The sequence below is a fragment of the Streptococcus infantis genome (genome assembly GCF_047465185.1).
Lineage (GTDB): Bacteria > Bacillota > Bacilli > Lactobacillales > Streptococcaceae > Streptococcus > Streptococcus infantis_O.
The window spans coordinates 305,292-321,347 of record NZ_JASHAJ010000001.1 but is presented as its reverse complement, the minus strand read 5'-3'; the positions used below and the strand labels follow the sequence as shown (position 1 = coordinate 321,347).

At 38.8% G+C, this 16,056-nt stretch carries 16 protein-coding genes and 2 tRNA genes; 1 reads left to right on the top strand and 17 read right to left on the bottom strand.

The window, feature by feature from the left end:
- Positions 1 to 47 precede the first annotated feature (47 nt).
- On the bottom strand, positions 48 to 1,139 hold the full coding sequence (locus tag QM382_RS01580; RefSeq protein ID WP_195183323.1) for an AI-2E family transporter: 1,092 nt from the start codon (positions 1,137 to 1,139) through the stop codon (positions 48 to 50).
- Between the two features lie 105 nt (positions 1,140 to 1,244).
- Here QM382_RS01580 and pbp3 point away from each other — a divergent pair, with 105 nt between their 5' ends.
- Positions 1,245 to 2,486, top strand: coding sequence for a D-alanyl-D-alanine carboxypeptidase PBP3 (pbp3, locus tag QM382_RS01575; protein ID WP_414272210.1), 1,242 nt, complete (start codon positions 1,245 to 1,247; stop codon positions 2,484 to 2,486).
- Between the two features lie 29 nt (positions 2,487 to 2,515).
- On the opposite strand, the gene QM382_RS01570 is transcribed toward pbp3, so the two are convergent.
- The 16 genes from QM382_RS01570 to QM382_RS01495 all read right to left on the bottom strand — a co-directional run bounded on the left by QM382_RS01570 (position 2,516) and on the right by QM382_RS01495 (position 16,053).
- On the bottom strand, positions 2,516 to 3,913 hold the full coding sequence (locus tag QM382_RS01570) for an APC family permease (protein ID WP_414253755.1): 1,398 nt from the start codon (positions 3,911 to 3,913) through the stop codon (positions 2,516 to 2,518).
- A gap of 123 nt (positions 3,914 to 4,036) precedes the next feature.
- Complete coding sequence (gene sufB, locus QM382_RS01565; protein ID WP_254729832.1) at positions 4,037 to 5,449, bottom strand: Fe-S cluster assembly protein SufB; 1,413 nt, start codon at positions 5,447 to 5,449, stop codon at positions 4,037 to 4,039.
- 57 nt (positions 5,450 to 5,506) lie between these two features.
- A complete protein-coding gene (gene sufU / locus QM382_RS01560; protein ID WP_414272209.1) occupies positions 5,507 to 5,947 on the bottom strand; it encodes a Fe-S cluster assembly sulfur transfer protein SufU in 441 nt (146 codons plus the stop codon).
- Positions 5,934 to 7,160: a cysteine desulfurase gene (locus QM382_RS01555; RefSeq protein ID WP_414272208.1), complete on the bottom strand. Its 1,227-nt coding sequence runs from the start codon at positions 7,158 to 7,160 to the stop codon at positions 5,934 to 5,936. Before QM382_RS01555 ends, sufU begins: the two co-directional genes overlap by 14 nt.
- A gap of 10 nt (positions 7,161 to 7,170) precedes the next feature.
- Positions 7,171 to 8,433 carry a Fe-S cluster assembly protein SufD gene (gene sufD / locus QM382_RS01550; protein ID WP_414272207.1) on the bottom strand — a complete coding sequence of 421 codons (1,263 nt, stop codon included), beginning with the start codon at positions 8,431 to 8,433 and terminating at the stop codon, positions 7,171 to 7,173.
- Positions 8,434 to 8,460: 27 nt separating this feature from the next.
- Positions 8,461 to 9,231, bottom strand: coding sequence for a Fe-S cluster assembly ATPase SufC (gene sufC / locus QM382_RS01545; protein ID WP_000114489.1), 771 nt, complete (start codon positions 9,229 to 9,231; stop codon positions 8,461 to 8,463).
- Between the two features lie 154 nt (positions 9,232 to 9,385).
- Entirely contained in the window at positions 9,386 to 9,580 is a 195-nt protein-coding gene (locus QM382_RS01540; RefSeq protein WP_004253242.1) for a DUF3272 family protein, read from the bottom strand.
- A gap of 22 nt (positions 9,581 to 9,602) precedes the next feature.
- Positions 9,603 to 11,267, bottom strand: coding sequence for a DNA polymerase III subunit gamma/tau (gene dnaX, locus QM382_RS01535; RefSeq protein WP_414272206.1), 1,665 nt, complete (start codon positions 11,265 to 11,267; stop codon positions 9,603 to 9,605).
- Positions 11,267 to 11,764, bottom strand: coding sequence for a GAF domain-containing protein (locus QM382_RS01530; protein WP_414272205.1), 498 nt, complete (start codon positions 11,762 to 11,764; stop codon positions 11,267 to 11,269). The genes dnaX and QM382_RS01530 overlap by 1 nt, the downstream gene beginning before the upstream one ends.
- An 84-nt stretch (positions 11,765 to 11,848) precedes the next feature.
- Positions 11,849 to 13,051: a 30S ribosomal protein S1 gene (gene rpsA, locus QM382_RS01525; protein WP_004253232.1), complete on the bottom strand. Its 1,203-nt coding sequence runs from the start codon at positions 13,049 to 13,051 to the stop codon at positions 11,849 to 11,851.
- A gap of 158 nt (positions 13,052 to 13,209) precedes the next feature.
- Positions 13,210 to 13,281: transfer RNA gene (locus QM382_RS01520), tRNA-Gln, on the bottom strand.
- Positions 13,282 to 13,290: 9 nt separating this feature from the next.
- Positions 13,291 to 13,371, bottom strand: a tRNA-Tyr gene (locus QM382_RS01515).
- Between the two features lie 49 nt (positions 13,372 to 13,420).
- A complete protein-coding gene (locus QM382_RS01510) occupies positions 13,421 to 13,651 on the bottom strand; it encodes a DUF2969 domain-containing protein (protein ID WP_006148690.1) in 231 nt (76 codons plus the stop codon).
- Between the two features lie 134 nt (positions 13,652 to 13,785).
- Complete coding sequence (gene pcp, locus QM382_RS01505) at positions 13,786 to 14,430, bottom strand: pyroglutamyl-peptidase I (protein WP_414272204.1); 645 nt, start codon at positions 14,428 to 14,430, stop codon at positions 13,786 to 13,788.
- 13 nt (positions 14,431 to 14,443) lie between these two features.
- Complete coding sequence (locus QM382_RS01500; RefSeq protein WP_414272203.1) at positions 14,444 to 15,367, bottom strand: DUF979 domain-containing protein; 924 nt, start codon at positions 15,365 to 15,367, stop codon at positions 14,444 to 14,446.
- The gene (locus QM382_RS01495; RefSeq protein WP_371499633.1) at positions 15,364 to 16,053 is read right to left on the bottom strand and encodes a DUF969 domain-containing protein; all 690 of its coding nucleotides are present in this window, start codon (positions 16,051 to 16,053) and stop codon (positions 15,364 to 15,366) included. Before QM382_RS01495 ends, QM382_RS01500 begins: the two co-directional genes overlap by 4 nt.
- Positions 16,054 to 16,056: the final 3 nt, after the last annotated feature.

Sequence of the window (16,056 nt, the reverse complement as noted above, 5' to 3'; positions counted from 1 at the left end):
AAAAGATAAAAAAAGAAACAGATGAATCTGTTTCTTTTTGAAAATCTTTATTTTTCTTGTACTTCTTTATGTTTTTCATAAAGTCGAACTAGGAATTTGGATATTTCTTTGAGAATCGAGTAGGTAGGAACGGCAACAATCATACCAACGACACCGTAGATATTACTTGACAACAATAATAGGACGAGAATTGTAATCGGATGAACCTTCATGACTCCACCAACAATACGAGGGTATAGGATATTCCCATCTACTTGTTGGATAATCAGCATATAGATAACTGCTATTATCATCTTTTGAGGATCCGTAAACAGATTTGAAATAATCATCGGGATTAATCCAATACTCGGTCCAACATAAGGAATCAGATTCGCTAAACCTGAGAAAATAGCAAAAACTAATGCATATTTTAAGCCAATCACACTATAACCGATAAAAGCCAAACACCCGATAATGAATGCATCGATTGATACTCCACTTATGTAACGGGAAATCGTCGCATTCAAGTTTGTTATTAAACCAGATATATTAAGTTTGTCTCGTTTTAAAATAGTTCTTTCTAGCATCGGCAAAAATTTATGCCCATCTAGAAGGAAGTAAATCAAGAAAACTGGTGTCATAATAATAATTAAAACAGTGCTTACTAGAGCTGAAAGAACACTTCCTACACTATTTGTCACACTATTTAAGATATTTTGTAAAATATCAACGTAAGAAAGATTTAATTGTTGAATTGTTTGTTGAATATCAAGTTCTTGGAAAGCAGGGTATTTTGATAATTCTATCACCAAATCTTGGAGTCGACCATAGATGCCTTGGCTGGAATTGATCAAACTACTCAACTGATTGATTAAAATCGGTAAGAGATATACGACAGCTATCACTATGGACCCGAAGAGAGCACAAAGTGTTAACAAAATCCCAATAATTCGGTTGATTTTACACTCTTTCTCTAAAAAGATAACGATTGGATTTGTTAAGTAGTAGAGAAATCCTCCTAATAAAAAGGGAATCATGATTGTATTTACGACACTTACAAATGGTGTAATAATAGCACCCATTTCTCTCCATAAGTAGAAGATTAAGGTTATTAATAATATCTCAGTGGTCCAGAAGAATAATTTATTTCTCCGAAACATAAGCCACCTCCTCTTTTTCCTATTTTACCATATTTCGAAAAAGATTGATAACCTACATTATAAAAACAAGAATATTTTTTGTCTTTATGATAGAATACAATTACTATGAAGAAATTATTTTTAACATTCCTAACACTTATTTCATTTGGTTCGGCTACTACTGTTTTTGCTAAGGATTTTGATGTTGCTGCAAAACACGCAATCGCTGTTGAAGCTAATACTGGTAAGATTTTATATGAAAAAGATGCTACTCAACCTGTAGAAATTGCCTCTATCAGTAAGTTGCTAACTGTTTACTTGGTCTATGAGGCTCTAGAACAAGGTAAAATCACTCTTTCTACTCCGGTAGAAATTTCAGATTATCCCTACCAGTTGACAACCAATTCTGCGGCAAGTAACGTTCCTATGGAAGCTCGTAACTATACTGTTGAAGAGTTGTTAGAAGCAACATTGGTAACTAGTGCCAATAGTGCAGCTATTGCGTTAGCAGAAAAGGTTGCTGGATCGGAAAAAGACTTTGTAGATATGATGAAAGCCAAACTTCTTGAATGGGGAATTCAAGATGCTACCCTCGTCAATTCAACTGGTCTAAATAATGAAACTCTTGGAGATAATATCTATCCTGGCTCTAAGAACGATGATGAAAACAAACTGAGTGCCTATGATGTTGCGATTGTCGCTCGTAATCTTATCCTCAAATACCCACAGGTTTTAGAAATCACCAAGAAACCTTCTTCTACTTTTGCAGGGATGACTATTCATTCTACAAACTATATGTTAGAGGGATTACCTGCCTATCGTGGTGGTGTTGATGGCCTTAAAACTGGTACGACTGATAAAGCTGGAGCATCCTTCGTAGGTACGACTGTAGAAAAAGGTATGCGTATCATCACTGTTGTTTTAAACGCCGACAACCAAGATACCAATCCCTACGCTCGTTTCACAGCAACTTCAGCTCTTCTAGATTATATCTCATCCAATTTCGCTCTTCAAACAATCGTCAATCAAGGGGAAAGCTATCAAGATAGTAAATCTCCAATTTATGACGGAAAGCAAGATACTGTTACAGCAGTCGCTAAAGAAGATATAAAAATTGTCCAACGTCTCGGTAGTCGCGCACAGTCATCTATTACTTATACACCTGATAGTACTGAGCATACTGCACCACTTGAGGCAGGTACAGTGGTTGGTCATCTGACTTATGAAGACAAAGACTTAGTTGGTCAAGGTTATATTACTACTGATAATCCAACCTTTGATATGGTTGCTGAAAAAAATGTTGAAAAAGCCTTTTTCTTAAAAGTATGGTGGAATCGTTTCGTTCGATTTGTAAATGAAAAATTATAAAAAAATCGCGAGAAATCGCGATTTTTTCTTTATTGATTTTTTGATAGTGTAGAGTTTTTATAGCCATAAGTAAAGTAAATAATAACTCCTACTGCTAAGGCTAATACAAATGCTATCCAAGTTTCAAGAGTATATTGAAGCATGAAGGACAGACAAATCAGAATAGACAAGATTGGTAAAAAAGGTACCAGAGGAGTTTTAAATTCTCCCTCTTTAGGTTCTCCCTTGTCTTTTCTTAATTTGATAATTCCATAAGCTAGGAGAATGAGATAAGCTAAAGTACAGATGTTTAGAAAGGCTGCGATACTTGATAGAGGGAAGATCCCAGCTGCAATTGCTGAAACAAGACCTGTTAAAATGGTCGCATTCTTTGGAACACGACTTGTCTTAGTCACTTCTTTAAAAGTCTTAGGCAACAACCCATCACGAGCCAAACTATAAATCATTCGAGACAAGGCGTATGTCATTGAAATACATACTGTAATCAAAGTAAAAATAGCAACCAGAGAAACATAATTAGCCGCCCAACCAATACCAATGCTTCTAAGAGCAAAAGCCACAGCATCATCAACATTGAGCTTGCTATAGTGAACAACACCAGTCAATACTAGGGTAACCAAAGCATAGAGAATGGTTACAATCATCAAGGATAAAACAATTCCACGTGGAATATTTTTCTGAGGATTTTGAATTTCATCAACTGCCATAGAAATGGACTCAAAACCTAAGAATCCAAAGAACATGAGCGAAGCACCTGCCATAATCCCAGTGCTTCCACCATAAATCTGCCCAAAACCAAATGGAGCAAAGTCTAACCAATTTTCAGGTTTAATGTACCAGACTCCAACTAAGATGAATAAAGCAAGAGCAGAAAATTTCAAGACTACTAGAATGGAATTAAAGCGCAAAGCTGTTTTTGAATTTAATAAGACAAGACCAGTAACAAGAAGAATGACTAAAATTGGCAGGAGATCAATATAGCTACCTTGTGCTTGGTTAAATGTCCCATTTAGAGCTTGAGGCAGAGAAATTCCATAATGACTAAGCAAACCTTTAAAGTAAGCAGCCCAACCTGAAGCCACACCAGAAACAGCTGTCATAAATTCCATAATGGTTAACCAGCCAGCTATCCAAGCAGGAAATTCTCCTAAAATTGCATATAAATAACTATAAGCACCACCAGTTGCTGGAACACGGGATGCAAACTCTGCAAAAAAGAGAGCAGATAAGGAAACACAGATAGCTGAGATAACGATAGATACAACAAGGGCTGGACCTGCTAATGTAGCTGCAGCTGTTCCTGTAATGGTAAAAATACCTGTTCCCACCATGGCCCCAATTCCCAAGAGAATTAAATCCCATAATTTCAGATGACGATGCATCTCTGTTTTACCTAGACTTACGTCTTTGGTTCTAAAAATATTCATAATTCATCTCCACTAACAATAATTGTTTTATTTTACCATAAAAAATGGAATTTGTGAATATTTATAAAATTGTATATAAAAAACTGAACAAATTTGTATTTGTTCAGTTTTTATTTATAATGTTTATCCGACAGATCCTTCCATTTCATAGCTAATCAAGCGGTTAAGCTCAACTGCATATTCCATTGGTAGTTCTTTGGTGAAGGGCTCTACAAATCCCATGACAATCATCTCGGTTGCCTCAGATTCTGACAAGCCACGACTCATGAGATAATAGAGTTGTTCTTCTGAAATCTTAGAAACCTTAGCTTCGTGTTCCAAAGCTACTTGTGAGTTGTGGATTTCATTAAATGGAATGGTATCTGATGCTGACAAGTCATCCATGATAATGGTATCACACTCAATGTGAGAAACAGATTTCTTAGAGTTCTTGTTAAAGGTTACTTGTCCACGATAGTCAACCTTTCCTCCACCTTTAGCGATGGATTTAGACACGATTGACGAGCTTGTATGTGGTGCACTGTGAATCATCTTAGCACCAGTATCTTGGTGTTGCCCTGCATTGGCAAAGGCAATCGAAAGCATAGTTCCACGCGCACCTTCTCCATCAAGGTAAACAGATGGGTATTTCATGGTTGTTTTGGCACCTAAGTTTCCATCAATCCACTCAACAGTCGCATCTTTCAAGGCTTTTGCACGTTTTGTTACCAAGTTATAGACATTATCAGACCAGTTTTGGATGGTTGTATAACGCATGTAAGCTCCGTCCAAGGCAAAGATTTCTACAATGGCAGCATGTAAGCTATTGCTTGAATAAGTAGGTGCTGTACATCCTTCAACATAGTGGACACTTGCTCCCTCATCAACGATGATTAAGGTACGTTCAAACTGTCCTGTATTTTCATTGTTGATACGGAAGTAGGTTTGTAGGGGAATATCAACTTTCACACCTTTAGGAACATAAATAAAGGTTCCACCTGACCATACTGCTGAGTTGAGTGCAGCCAACTTGTTATCAGTCGGAGGTACTAACTTCGCAAAGTATTGTTTAAACAAGTCTGGGTACTCTTTGAGGGCAGAATCTGTATCTGTAAAGATAATTCCTAACTTCTCAAATTCTTCCTTCATGTTATGGTAAACCACTTCTGACTCATATTGGGCAGAAGCTCCAGCTAGATAAGCACGCTCAGCTTCAGGAATCCCGATACGTTCAAAGGTTTCCTTAATCTTTTCAGGTACATCATCCCATGAACGAGCTGGTTTATCAGATGGTTTTTGGTAGTAAATCAAGTCATCAAAATCAATCTCTGACAAGTCTGCTCCCCAAGTTTGCATAGGCATTTTTTTAAAGGTTTCGTAAGATTTCAATCGGAATTCTAACATCCACTCAGGTTCACCCTTAGCAGCTGATAGCTCACGAATGACAGCTTCGTTCAATCCTTTTCCTGTCGATAGGACAGGCTCTACATCGTCATGGAAACCAAATTTATATTCACCAAGATCAATTGGTTTTGGTTCTACTCTTTCTTCAGCCATAATATCCTTTCTTTCATTCTTTATTTCTAGTGATTTATAAGACAAAGAAAGCTTGTCTTATTTGTTTTCTTGGTCTTCAATTGTTTTTTTAAGGGCATTCCAAGCTAGGGTTGCGCATTTAATTCGTTGAGGGAATTTAGCTACACCAGATAAAAAAGCTGCATCTCCAAGACTGTCTTGTCTATCATTTTTTTGACCTTGAACCATTTCTGAAAAAATAGTTGCTAATTCTAAAATCTCTTGCTTTGTCTTACCTAGAACTGCATCCGTCATCATACTGGCAGAGGCAGTTGAAATAGTACAACCTGAATTTAGAAAAGCGATATCTTCCAAGCGATCTTCAGCGTTAAACTTGACAGAGAGATTGATGACATCACCACAGGTTGGATTGTTAAGACTGATTTGTTCAGCATCTTCTAGCTTCCCTTGGTGATGGGGATTTTTCGAATGGTCTGCTACCACTGCCATATAAAGGCTATCTAGTTTAGAAAGTGCCATTGAAAAACTCCTTTGTCTTTTGTAAAGCATCGACTAACTTGTCGCAATCTGCCTTGGTATTGTAGATATAAAAACTTGCACGAGCTGTTGCTGGAACTTCTAAATACTGGAGCAAGGGTTGAGCACAATGGTGACCGGCACGAACCGCTACTCCTTCATAATCCAGAGCTGTCGCAAGGTCGTGTGGGTGAAGGTCTCCTAGGTTAAAGGCAATAACACCTGAACGTTGAGCCAAATCTTGCGAACCGTAAATGGTCAATCCTTCAATGGCCCGCAATTTTGGAAAGACATATGCGATCAATTCCTGTTCATGAGTTTCAATCGCATCCATCCCAAGATTTTCAAGATAATCTACTGCAGCTGCAAGTCCAATCGCACCTGCCATATTGGGAGTTCCAGCCTCAAATTTCCAAGGCAATTCTTTCCAACTAGCAGATTGCTCATATACGAAATCAATCATCTCGCCACCAAACTCCACCGGTGACATTTGTTCCAGATATTTTTCTTTACCGTAAAGAACACCAATACCAGTCGGACCAGCCATCTTGTGACCTGAGAAGGCAAAGAAGTCTACATCCAAGTCCTGAACATCAATCTTCATATGTGGTGTAGACTGAGCACCATCTACAACCATAATAGCTCCAACTTTATGAGCCATTTGCGTGATTTCTTTGATAGGATTGACCACTCCAAGAACGTTGGAAGCATGTGCTAGTGAAACGAACTTAACCTTATCAGTCAATTTAGCTCGTAAATCATCCATATCCAGAGCGCCATCTTTGAGATAGACATAGACAAGCTCAGCTCCAGTCTTACGACAGGCTTCCTGCCATGGGATAATATTGGAATGGTGTTCCATGATTGAAATCAAGACCTGATCCCCCTCGGTCAAGACCTCCTCAGCGAAGCGCGCTACCCAGTTGAGACTAGTTGTGGTACCTCTGGTAAAGAGAACTTCCTTTGTCGAACCTGCATTGATGAACTTACGAATAGTTTCACGAGCAGCTTCATAGGATGCTGTCGCTCGTTCTGCCAAAGTGTGAACTCCACGGTGAACATTGGCATTGTCCTGCTCATAGTAGTGATTAATGGCTTCCAGAACTGCTAATGGTTTTTGTGTCGTCGCAGCATTGTCCAGATAGACCAAAGGCTCGTCGTTGACAATCTGGTCTAAAATCGGAAAATCCTTGCGAATCACTTCTACATCTAACATAGGCTTCCCCTTAGCGTTTTGACAATTTTTCTTCGATTGTCGCAATCATTTCATCACGAACTTCCTTGACAGGGATCTCAACAATAACGGATCCAAGGAAACCACGAACAACCAAACGTTCTGCAGTGGCTTTGTCCAGTCCACGGCTCATAAGGTAGTACATATCTTCTGGATCCACTTGTCCGATAGACGCTGCATGCCCTGCAGTGACATCATTTTCATCAATCAAAAGAATTGGGTTGGCATCGGAACGTGCTTGGTCTGAAAGCATCAGAACACGGCTTTCTTGTTGGGCATCTGCTCCCTTAGCACCCTTGATGATGTGGCCAATACCATTAAAAGTCAAAGTTGCTTTTTCAAGGATAACCCCATGTTGAAGGATATTACCGATAGAGTTGCAACCATAGTTAGTTACTCGAGTATCAATCCCCTGTACCTGACGACCGCTTGAAAGTGCTACGACCTTGAGATCTGCATGGCTACCATTTCCAAATAGGTCACTATCAAAGTCAGCAACGACGTTTCCTTCGTTCATGACACCGATAGCCCAGTCAATACTTGCATCGTTGCCTAATTTACCACGACGGCTAATGTAAGCAGTGACGTTTTCACCTAGACGGTCAATCGCAGCAAATTTCACTTGAGCACCAGAACGTGCAATCACTTCAACAGTGATATTAGCAGTCGCCTTAGCACTACCCTCACCGCGTGATTCTAAACGTTCGAGGTAGCTGATTTTAGAGTTTTTACCTGCAATGATCAGAATATGCTTGTTAAATGGCACATCACTATCATTATCTTGGTAGAAAATTCCTTCGATTGGTTCTGTGATTTCGACATTGTCTGGAATATAGAGAACAGCGCCACTATTAAAATAAGCTGTGTGGTAGGCTGCCAATTTGTCATCGTCGTATTTTACTGATGACATGAAAAATTCTTCTACAAGTTCTGGAATTTCTTCTAAAGCCGAATGGAAGTCTGTAAAGACCACCCCTTGTTCAGCCAACTCAACTGGAATTTGCTCAAAAACTGTTTGAGTTCCAACCTGCACCAATTTCAAGTGATTATCTAAAGCCGTGAAATCAGGAACATTTACTGATGGTTCACTTTCTGTGATGGTACCATCACCAAGATTCCAACGGTGAAATTTTACACGCTCAATGACTGGCAATTCCAAACTCTCAATCTTATCAAAAGCTTTTTGACGGAGGTCTGACAACCAGCTTGGTTCAGCGTGCATTTCTGAAAAAAGTTTAATAGTTTCTTTAGTCATTTACTTCTCCTAAAAGATACGAAGGAATTACAATTCTTCCTTGTAGTCATAGCCAAGTTCTTCAGCTAGTTTCGCGTATCCTTCACGTTCCAAGCGTGCAGCCAATTCTGGGCCTCCAGAAAGAACAACACGACCTTCCATCATAACGTGTACCACATCTGGTGTGATATAGTTCAAAAGACGTTGGTAGTGAGTAATGATCATAGCACCAAAACCTTCACCACGCATAGCATTCACACCTTTTGATACAACTTTAAGAGCGTCAATATCAAGACCAGAGTCAATCTCATCTAAGAGGGCAAAAGTTGGTTCCAACATCAAGAGTTGAAGAATTTCGTTACGTTTTTTCTCACCACCTGAGAAACCTTCGTTGAGGTAACGCTCTGCCATTTCTTCTTTCATGTTGAGCAATTCCATTTTTTCGTCTAACTTAGTGATAAATTCACGAACTGAAATCTTCTCATCATCTTCTTTACCAGCATTCATAGCTGCACGAAGAAACTCAGCATTGGTAATCCCAGGTATTTCTGATGGATATTGCATGGCAAGGAAAAGTCCCATACGCGCACGCTCATCCACTTCCAATTCAAGGATATTTACACCGTCAAACAAGACTTCACCTTTAGTGACTTCATAGTTTGGGTTCCCCATAATAGCAGCTGAAAGAGTAGACTTACCGGTACCATTTGGTCCCATGATAGCTGCAATTTCTCCTGTTTTAAGAGTCAGATTGACCCCTTTTAAAATTTCTTTTCCTTCAATTTCAACGTGAAGATCTTTGATCTCTAATACTGACATGATTGTTCCTTTCTTTTCATCCTTTTTACTGTATTTACCTGAAATTTAACCTTTTTAAATCCCTAGAAAAACACAGTAAAATGTCAATAAATATACCTTAATAGTATAACAAAAAAAAGCCTAAAAGGCTTTGATTTTGTCTAGAAGCTAGGAGCTACTTCTTCCCTTGAAAATGATCATCTATAGCGCTCACAATTTTACCCATGATATAACTCACGCGAAAATTTCTCAGGATCAAAATAGCCCAAAGCAAGGCCACGATATACCGTTGCTCCATGATGGATTCATTAAAGAAATAAGTCTCAGCAGCAGTAAATAAGGCCATGATAATAAATTGTTGTCTGTTCATAGTCTTTTACCACCAATTCCTTTTAGTCTTCTGCTATGGTCACTTTATCTGCTAAAAATTCAAATCCTTGAGGAAGTATGGACTCTTCGGTTTCTTCCTTATTGACTTGTTCTTGAGAACCTTTAGCTCTGCTTGAAAATGCAGCTCGAACTTCCTTCCATTCTTCCATAGAAATAGCAAGAATCTCTGGAGAAAATCCAGCAGCACGACTAAGAATATTACCAAACATGGTGTTAAGATTGTCTCGTTTCATGGTTTGACCAGCATTGAAGTTAGATTCAAATGCCAAAATCGCATGATGTTCATTAGCAGCAACTGGTTTAGAACCAGCCAAGAGTGCCTTATCTGGACCAGATAAGCTTTCAATGACTTCTCCCCAAGCATTCTGAAGACGGATTAAGTTTTGACGGGCTAAGTCTGGATTTTCTACTGCTTCTTGAAGAATAGACTGCACCTTATTTCGGTCTACACGATAGATTGACTTACTGTTAGTCGGACGACTTGGTGTAGAAACAGTTTGTTTGGGATTAGAACCAACATTGGCAAGAGCTTGTTTCAATCGTACAACTTCTTCTCGAAGAGAAGACAATTCCTCAGCCACCTCACTTGAAAGTTCTGGTTGAGAATCAATTTCTGCTAAACGAATAGTCATCATTTCGGCATAAATTTTAGGTTGTAGGCTAGCCTTAATATCAGCTAGACTTTTAGTAGCAAGACTAATCATCTCAAACAAGACATCCTGCGGAAGAGCTAAGTTTTTCTCAAATGCATCACTATGATGTGTATTTTCTCCGCCTGCTTGGACAATTAAGATATCACGTAGATATTGCAGCAAATCGACTACAAAACGTGTCATGCTCTTTCCATTCTCAAAAATCAAATCAAGATTTTGAAGGGCTCGTGGTACATCCTTTTGAGCTAAAGCAGCTACGTAATAATCCAAGGCACTTAAACTAATGGTACCAGTGATTTCTTCTGAGACTGCAGTTGTCAATCTAGCTTCTTGGGTTAAGCTTAATGCCTGGTCTAGAATTGACAAGGCATCCCGCATCCCACCTTCAGCTCGTCGAGCAATAATTTCAACAGCTTCTGTTTCGTAATCAATCCCTTCTTTTTCTAAAATCTGGAAGATATGATCTCGAATATCCTGAGTCTTAATGGACTTGAACTCAAATCGTTGAACACGAGACAAAATAGTTGCAGGAATTTTATGAAGCTCAGTCGTTGCCAAAATAAAGACTACATTAGGAGTTGGTTCTTCCAGTGTTTTCAAAAGGGCATTAAAGGCACCTGTCGAAAGCATATGAACCTCATCAATGATATAAACCTTATACTGAGCTATACTTGGAGCATAAGTTGATTTATCACGAATATCACGAATTTCATCAACCCCATTATTAGAAGCAGCATCCATTTCGATAACGTCTTCTAAACTTCCATCCGTAACAGCTTGACAGATATAACAGTTATTACAAGGTTCTCCCCCTACTTGATTAGGGCAGTTCATAGCCTTAGCAAAAATCTTAGCTACACTAGTCTTACCAGTTCCACGAGGCCCTGAAAATAGGTAGGCGTGACTAATCTTATCCTGTTCCACAGCCTGTTTAAGAGTTCTAGCAACAACTTCCTGGCCTACTAACTGTGAAAAATTTTGACTTCTATATTTTCGATAAAGCGCCTGATACATTATGCTTTCTCCTCAAACATTGAAAATTTCCATTCTGTCTTATCTAGTAAAATGGACACAAACTCTTCTAAATAGCGTTGATCAATTTCATCATAATCATCAATATGAGATGAGTCCAAATCTAATACACCCAGAAGCTGTCCATTTTTTACCATTGGAAGTACGATCTCGCTACGAGCACTACTATCACAAGAAATATAATTTTGATAAGTCTTGACATCACCAACGATAACTGTTTGACGGCTAGCCGCTGACTCACCGCAAACTCCTTTTCCGAGAGCGATTCTAACACATGAGACTCCACCCTGAAAAGGGCCTAAAATAAGCTCATTTCCGTCATATAAATAGAAACCTGCAAAGACAGTACGAGGAAAGTTCATTTTTAAGAGAGCACTAGCATTTGATAGATTAGCCAACACATTGGTCTCACCTTCTAAAAGACTAGAGAGTTGTTCATTTACAATTTGGTAAATTGATTCTTTTTCGGAATGTAACATAAATCCATTATATCAAAAAATACTAGTTGAAAAAAGAAAAATCCCTTGTTTTACAACAAAGGATTTATAATTAGTTCTGTTTGATTAAAGTTCGATGTCTCCGAACAAGTCAGCCATTGAGAATCCTGTTTGAGTTTCAGGAAGTTCAAAGTCACGTTTTTCTTGACGTTTTGGACGACGTGGACGTGGAGCACGTTTTTCTTCGTTTTGTCCTTCTTCTTGAGCTGGACGTTCTTCAAGAGCTTTGATAGAAAGTGAAACGCGTTCTGCATCAGCATTAACATCAAGAACTTTAACAGTAACTTCTTGACCAACTGTAAGAGCTTCTTTTGGATTTTCAATACGTTTGTGTGAAATTTGTGATACGTGAACAAGTCCATCGATACCTGGCAATACTTCAACAAATGCACCGAAGTCAGTCAAACGTTTAACTGTACCTTCTACAACGTCACCTTTAGCCAATTTTTGCTCAACGCCATCCCATGGTCCAGGTGTTGTTGCTTTAAGTGAAAGTGATACACGTCCTTCTTCTTCGTTAAGGTCAAGGATTTTAACTTCAACTTCTTCACCAACAGTTACAACTGATTTTGGTGAAACGTTACGTTCGTGTGACAATTCAGTCAAGTGAACCAATCCATCAACACCACCAAGGTCGATGAAAGCACCGAAGCTTGTGATACGAGCAACTTTACCAGTTACTACATCACCAGCAGCCAATTTACCGAAAACTTCTGCACGAGCTGCTGCAGTAGCTGCTTCGACAACTTCACGACGTGAAAGGATGAAGCGGTTTTCTTTAGGGTCAACTTCTTTGATTTTAGCTTCAAATTCTTGACCTACAAAACGCTCAGTGTTACGTACGAAACGAGTATCCAACATTGAAGCTGGGATAAATCCACGCAAACCTTCAAATTCTACTGAAAGTCCACCTTTAACAGCGCGAGTTCCTTTAACTGTAACAACTTCTTCTTCGCGTCCTACAAGTTTGTCCCATGCTTTGCGAGCTTCAAGGCGTTTTTTAGATACAAGGTATGTTACTGTATCAGTATCTTTACCAACTACTTGACGAAGTACAAGAACATCAAACACTTCACCTACTTTTACAAAGTCATTGATATCAGCATCGCGATCGTTTGTCAATTCGCGAAGAGTCAAGACACCTTCAACACCAGTTCCAGAGATTGCAACGTTAGCTTGATTAGCATCAACTGTCAATACTTCAGCACTAACAACATCACCAGGTTCAACTTGGCTAACGCTATTTAGCAAATCTTCAAATTCATTCATCTAAAAAATCCTCCAACAATCAAGTTTTTTAACTTGACATACTTATAATTTTTTTCCTAAGCACCCGCAACGACATGAACATCTCGAACGTCCTTCAATTATAAAAATAAAATACCCTAAGATATTTTTCTTTTTATCTTGAATTTATTACCTAAGAACTGGGGTAGCTGGATTCGAACCAACGCATGAGGGAGTCAAAGTCCCTTGCCTTACCGCTTGGCTATACCCCAATGGTGATATGGAGAGAGAGGGATTCGAACCCCCGAACCCGAAGGAGCGGATTTACAGTCCGCCGCGTTTAGCCTCTTCGCTATCTCTCCGACAATCAACGAAAACTATTATATCATGAAAATTTGCAAAAAACAAGCATTATTTTGCTAAATTATAGTTCTCAATCAATATTTCCACAGCTTTTTCAAGATTTTTGTAAAAACTATCGACATTTCCATTCTTTATGATTGCAAATTGGTCATCTAGTTCGGCAATTTCACCGATTAACTTTTTACCAATCATTAAAGTATAACCATCGTACTTATCTTTTCCAACTACTACTTTCGCATCTGATAATTGAATCTCAATTTTTTTGTCTTTTTTACTCATACCATACCTCTTTTCACTTTTTCTATTTTACAAGAAATTCCCTAATCTAGCAAGAAAAAACTCTCTATCACGCTTATCTTGACAAAGAGTTTAATGAATAAAATAAGGAATTTTTTAATTTGAAATTTGAATTATTAGTGAGTCGTCCCTCCGACTAATTTCAAATCTTTATCTTTATGGTCCACGATAGCACCAATCGCAGCTTCGATTCCTTTAACAATATCAACTAAATTCATAGATGCAGTATTAGGCTTATTTATCACCTGTTCTGTCATATAGGGAATATGCATAAAGCCTGCTCTCACATTTGGAAACTTTTTATCCGCTAAATAGAGAGCCTGATACATCAAATGGTTGCAAACAAAGGTTCCAGCTGTATTGGATACTGTAGCTGGTAGTCCGTCCTCTTTTATGGCTTGTACCATTGCTTTGATAGGGAGCGTACTAAAATAAGCAGCTTCTCCATCTAGGCGAATAGGTGTGTCAATCGGTTGATTTCCTTGGTTATCTGGAATCCTTGCATCATCTTGATTGATGGCAACTCGTTCAGGAGTCAAACTAGCTCTACCACCTGCTTGTCCGATGCAGAGTACCACATCTGGTTGATAACGGACAAGTTCTGTTTCTAAAACCTCTGCTGATTTATAAAAGACTGTTGGAATCTCTACCCAGCGTATCTCCGCTCCATGAATTACAGACGGTAATGATTTAACTGCTTCCAGAGCTGGGTTGACCTTTTCACCACCGAAAGGATCAAAACCTGTTACTAATATTTTCATTTTATTTCCTTTGCTAAAACGCTAAATAGTACATTAAAAATACATGTAGGATTATCATGATAACAGCCACTCCTACTTGCGCTTTGATAACGCCATTGGGATCTTTCATCTCCAAAAGTGCTGCCGGTAATGCATTAAAGTTAGCAGCCATTGGAGTCAGTAAGGTCCCACAGCAACCTGCTGTCATTGCTAGGGCAGCGGCTACGATTGGATCAGCTCCCAAGGAAAATACAAAGGGAACACCAATCCCGACAGTAATAACAGTGAAAGCAGCAAAGACATTCCCCATTATCATGGAAAATAGAACCATCCCAAGGACATAAGCTAATACACCCATAAAACGACTGCCCGAAGGAACTATACCGCTTATCAAGTGAGAAATCAAGTCTCCAACTCCAGCTACAGTAAAAATAGCGCCTAAAGCTCCTAAAAGTTGAGGAACAATACCACTAGTTGAGACTTGCTGAACCATGCGATTGTTTTCTACTAACAAGCTTTTAGGATGACTTTTAGTAATTAATAAGAGAGAGATGGTTGCGAAAAATGCCGCAAGGCTGATAGCAATCTTACTAAACTCAGGAATTACTTTTGCTAACACTAAAGCAATCAAAGCCATCAACATGACTGGAATAAAAATTTTATTCTTTAGTCGTTTGGCTTCAATATTTGCCTTGACTTCATCAAGTGACGGCAATGTCCCTATACGAACCTGTTTAAAAAGAGTCAGTAGGGCCAATAGCACTACAACAACACCAATCAAGATTGATGGTAAATAGGAACCACCGATAAAACTGATACCCAATAAAGCCCAAAACCCAGCTGTTCCATATCGAACTGGGTTTGTTTTGTCTTTATAGCTACAATAGGCCGTGTGAAGAAATTGACAACCGATCACAATATAGGTTAACTCTAATAACTGTCTTGCTAGATTGGTCATTCTTCTTTTCCTTTACTAAGCTTATTTGCTAGCAATTTTCTATCAAATAAGTAATTGTAAAGCCCTACCACAAGTAAGGCAACTCCTGCAACAATAAGAGAAGCCGAAGCGATCCCTGCATAATTACTTTCGTAACCTAATTGGTCCAGAGTGCCCCCAACTAAGAGGACACCACCTGCACCAACGAAAGTGTTCTGAGCAAAGAAATTTGCAAAATTATCATTTGCTGCTGCACGCGCTTTTAGCGCTTCGCTCTCCTGCTCCGTTAATTTTCTACCTAATTGTGACTCTGCCGCAGCTTGTCCCATGGGTTGAACCAGAGGCCTTACAAACTGCGGCTGCCCTCCTAGACGAATGGCAAAGAACCCATCGAGTTCCCGAAAAAAGAAATAAATTGTATAAAAACTTCCTACGGTCAGTCCTTTAATCTTTTGAATCAAGTCAATCGAACGTTGCTTGAGGCCAAAAGTTTCAGATAAACCAACCAAGGGCAAAGTTACCATAAAAATCGTAAGAACTCGTTGATTGCTAAATTCTCTTCCTAAAATTTCCAAGAACTCAACAAGAGAAACTCCGGAAACTAGAGCTGTAACTAAACTAGCTAAGACTACCGTTGCGATGGTATCTAATTTATAGATAAAACCAACCACTATGATAACTATCCCTATTAGTTTAATCCATTCCATATA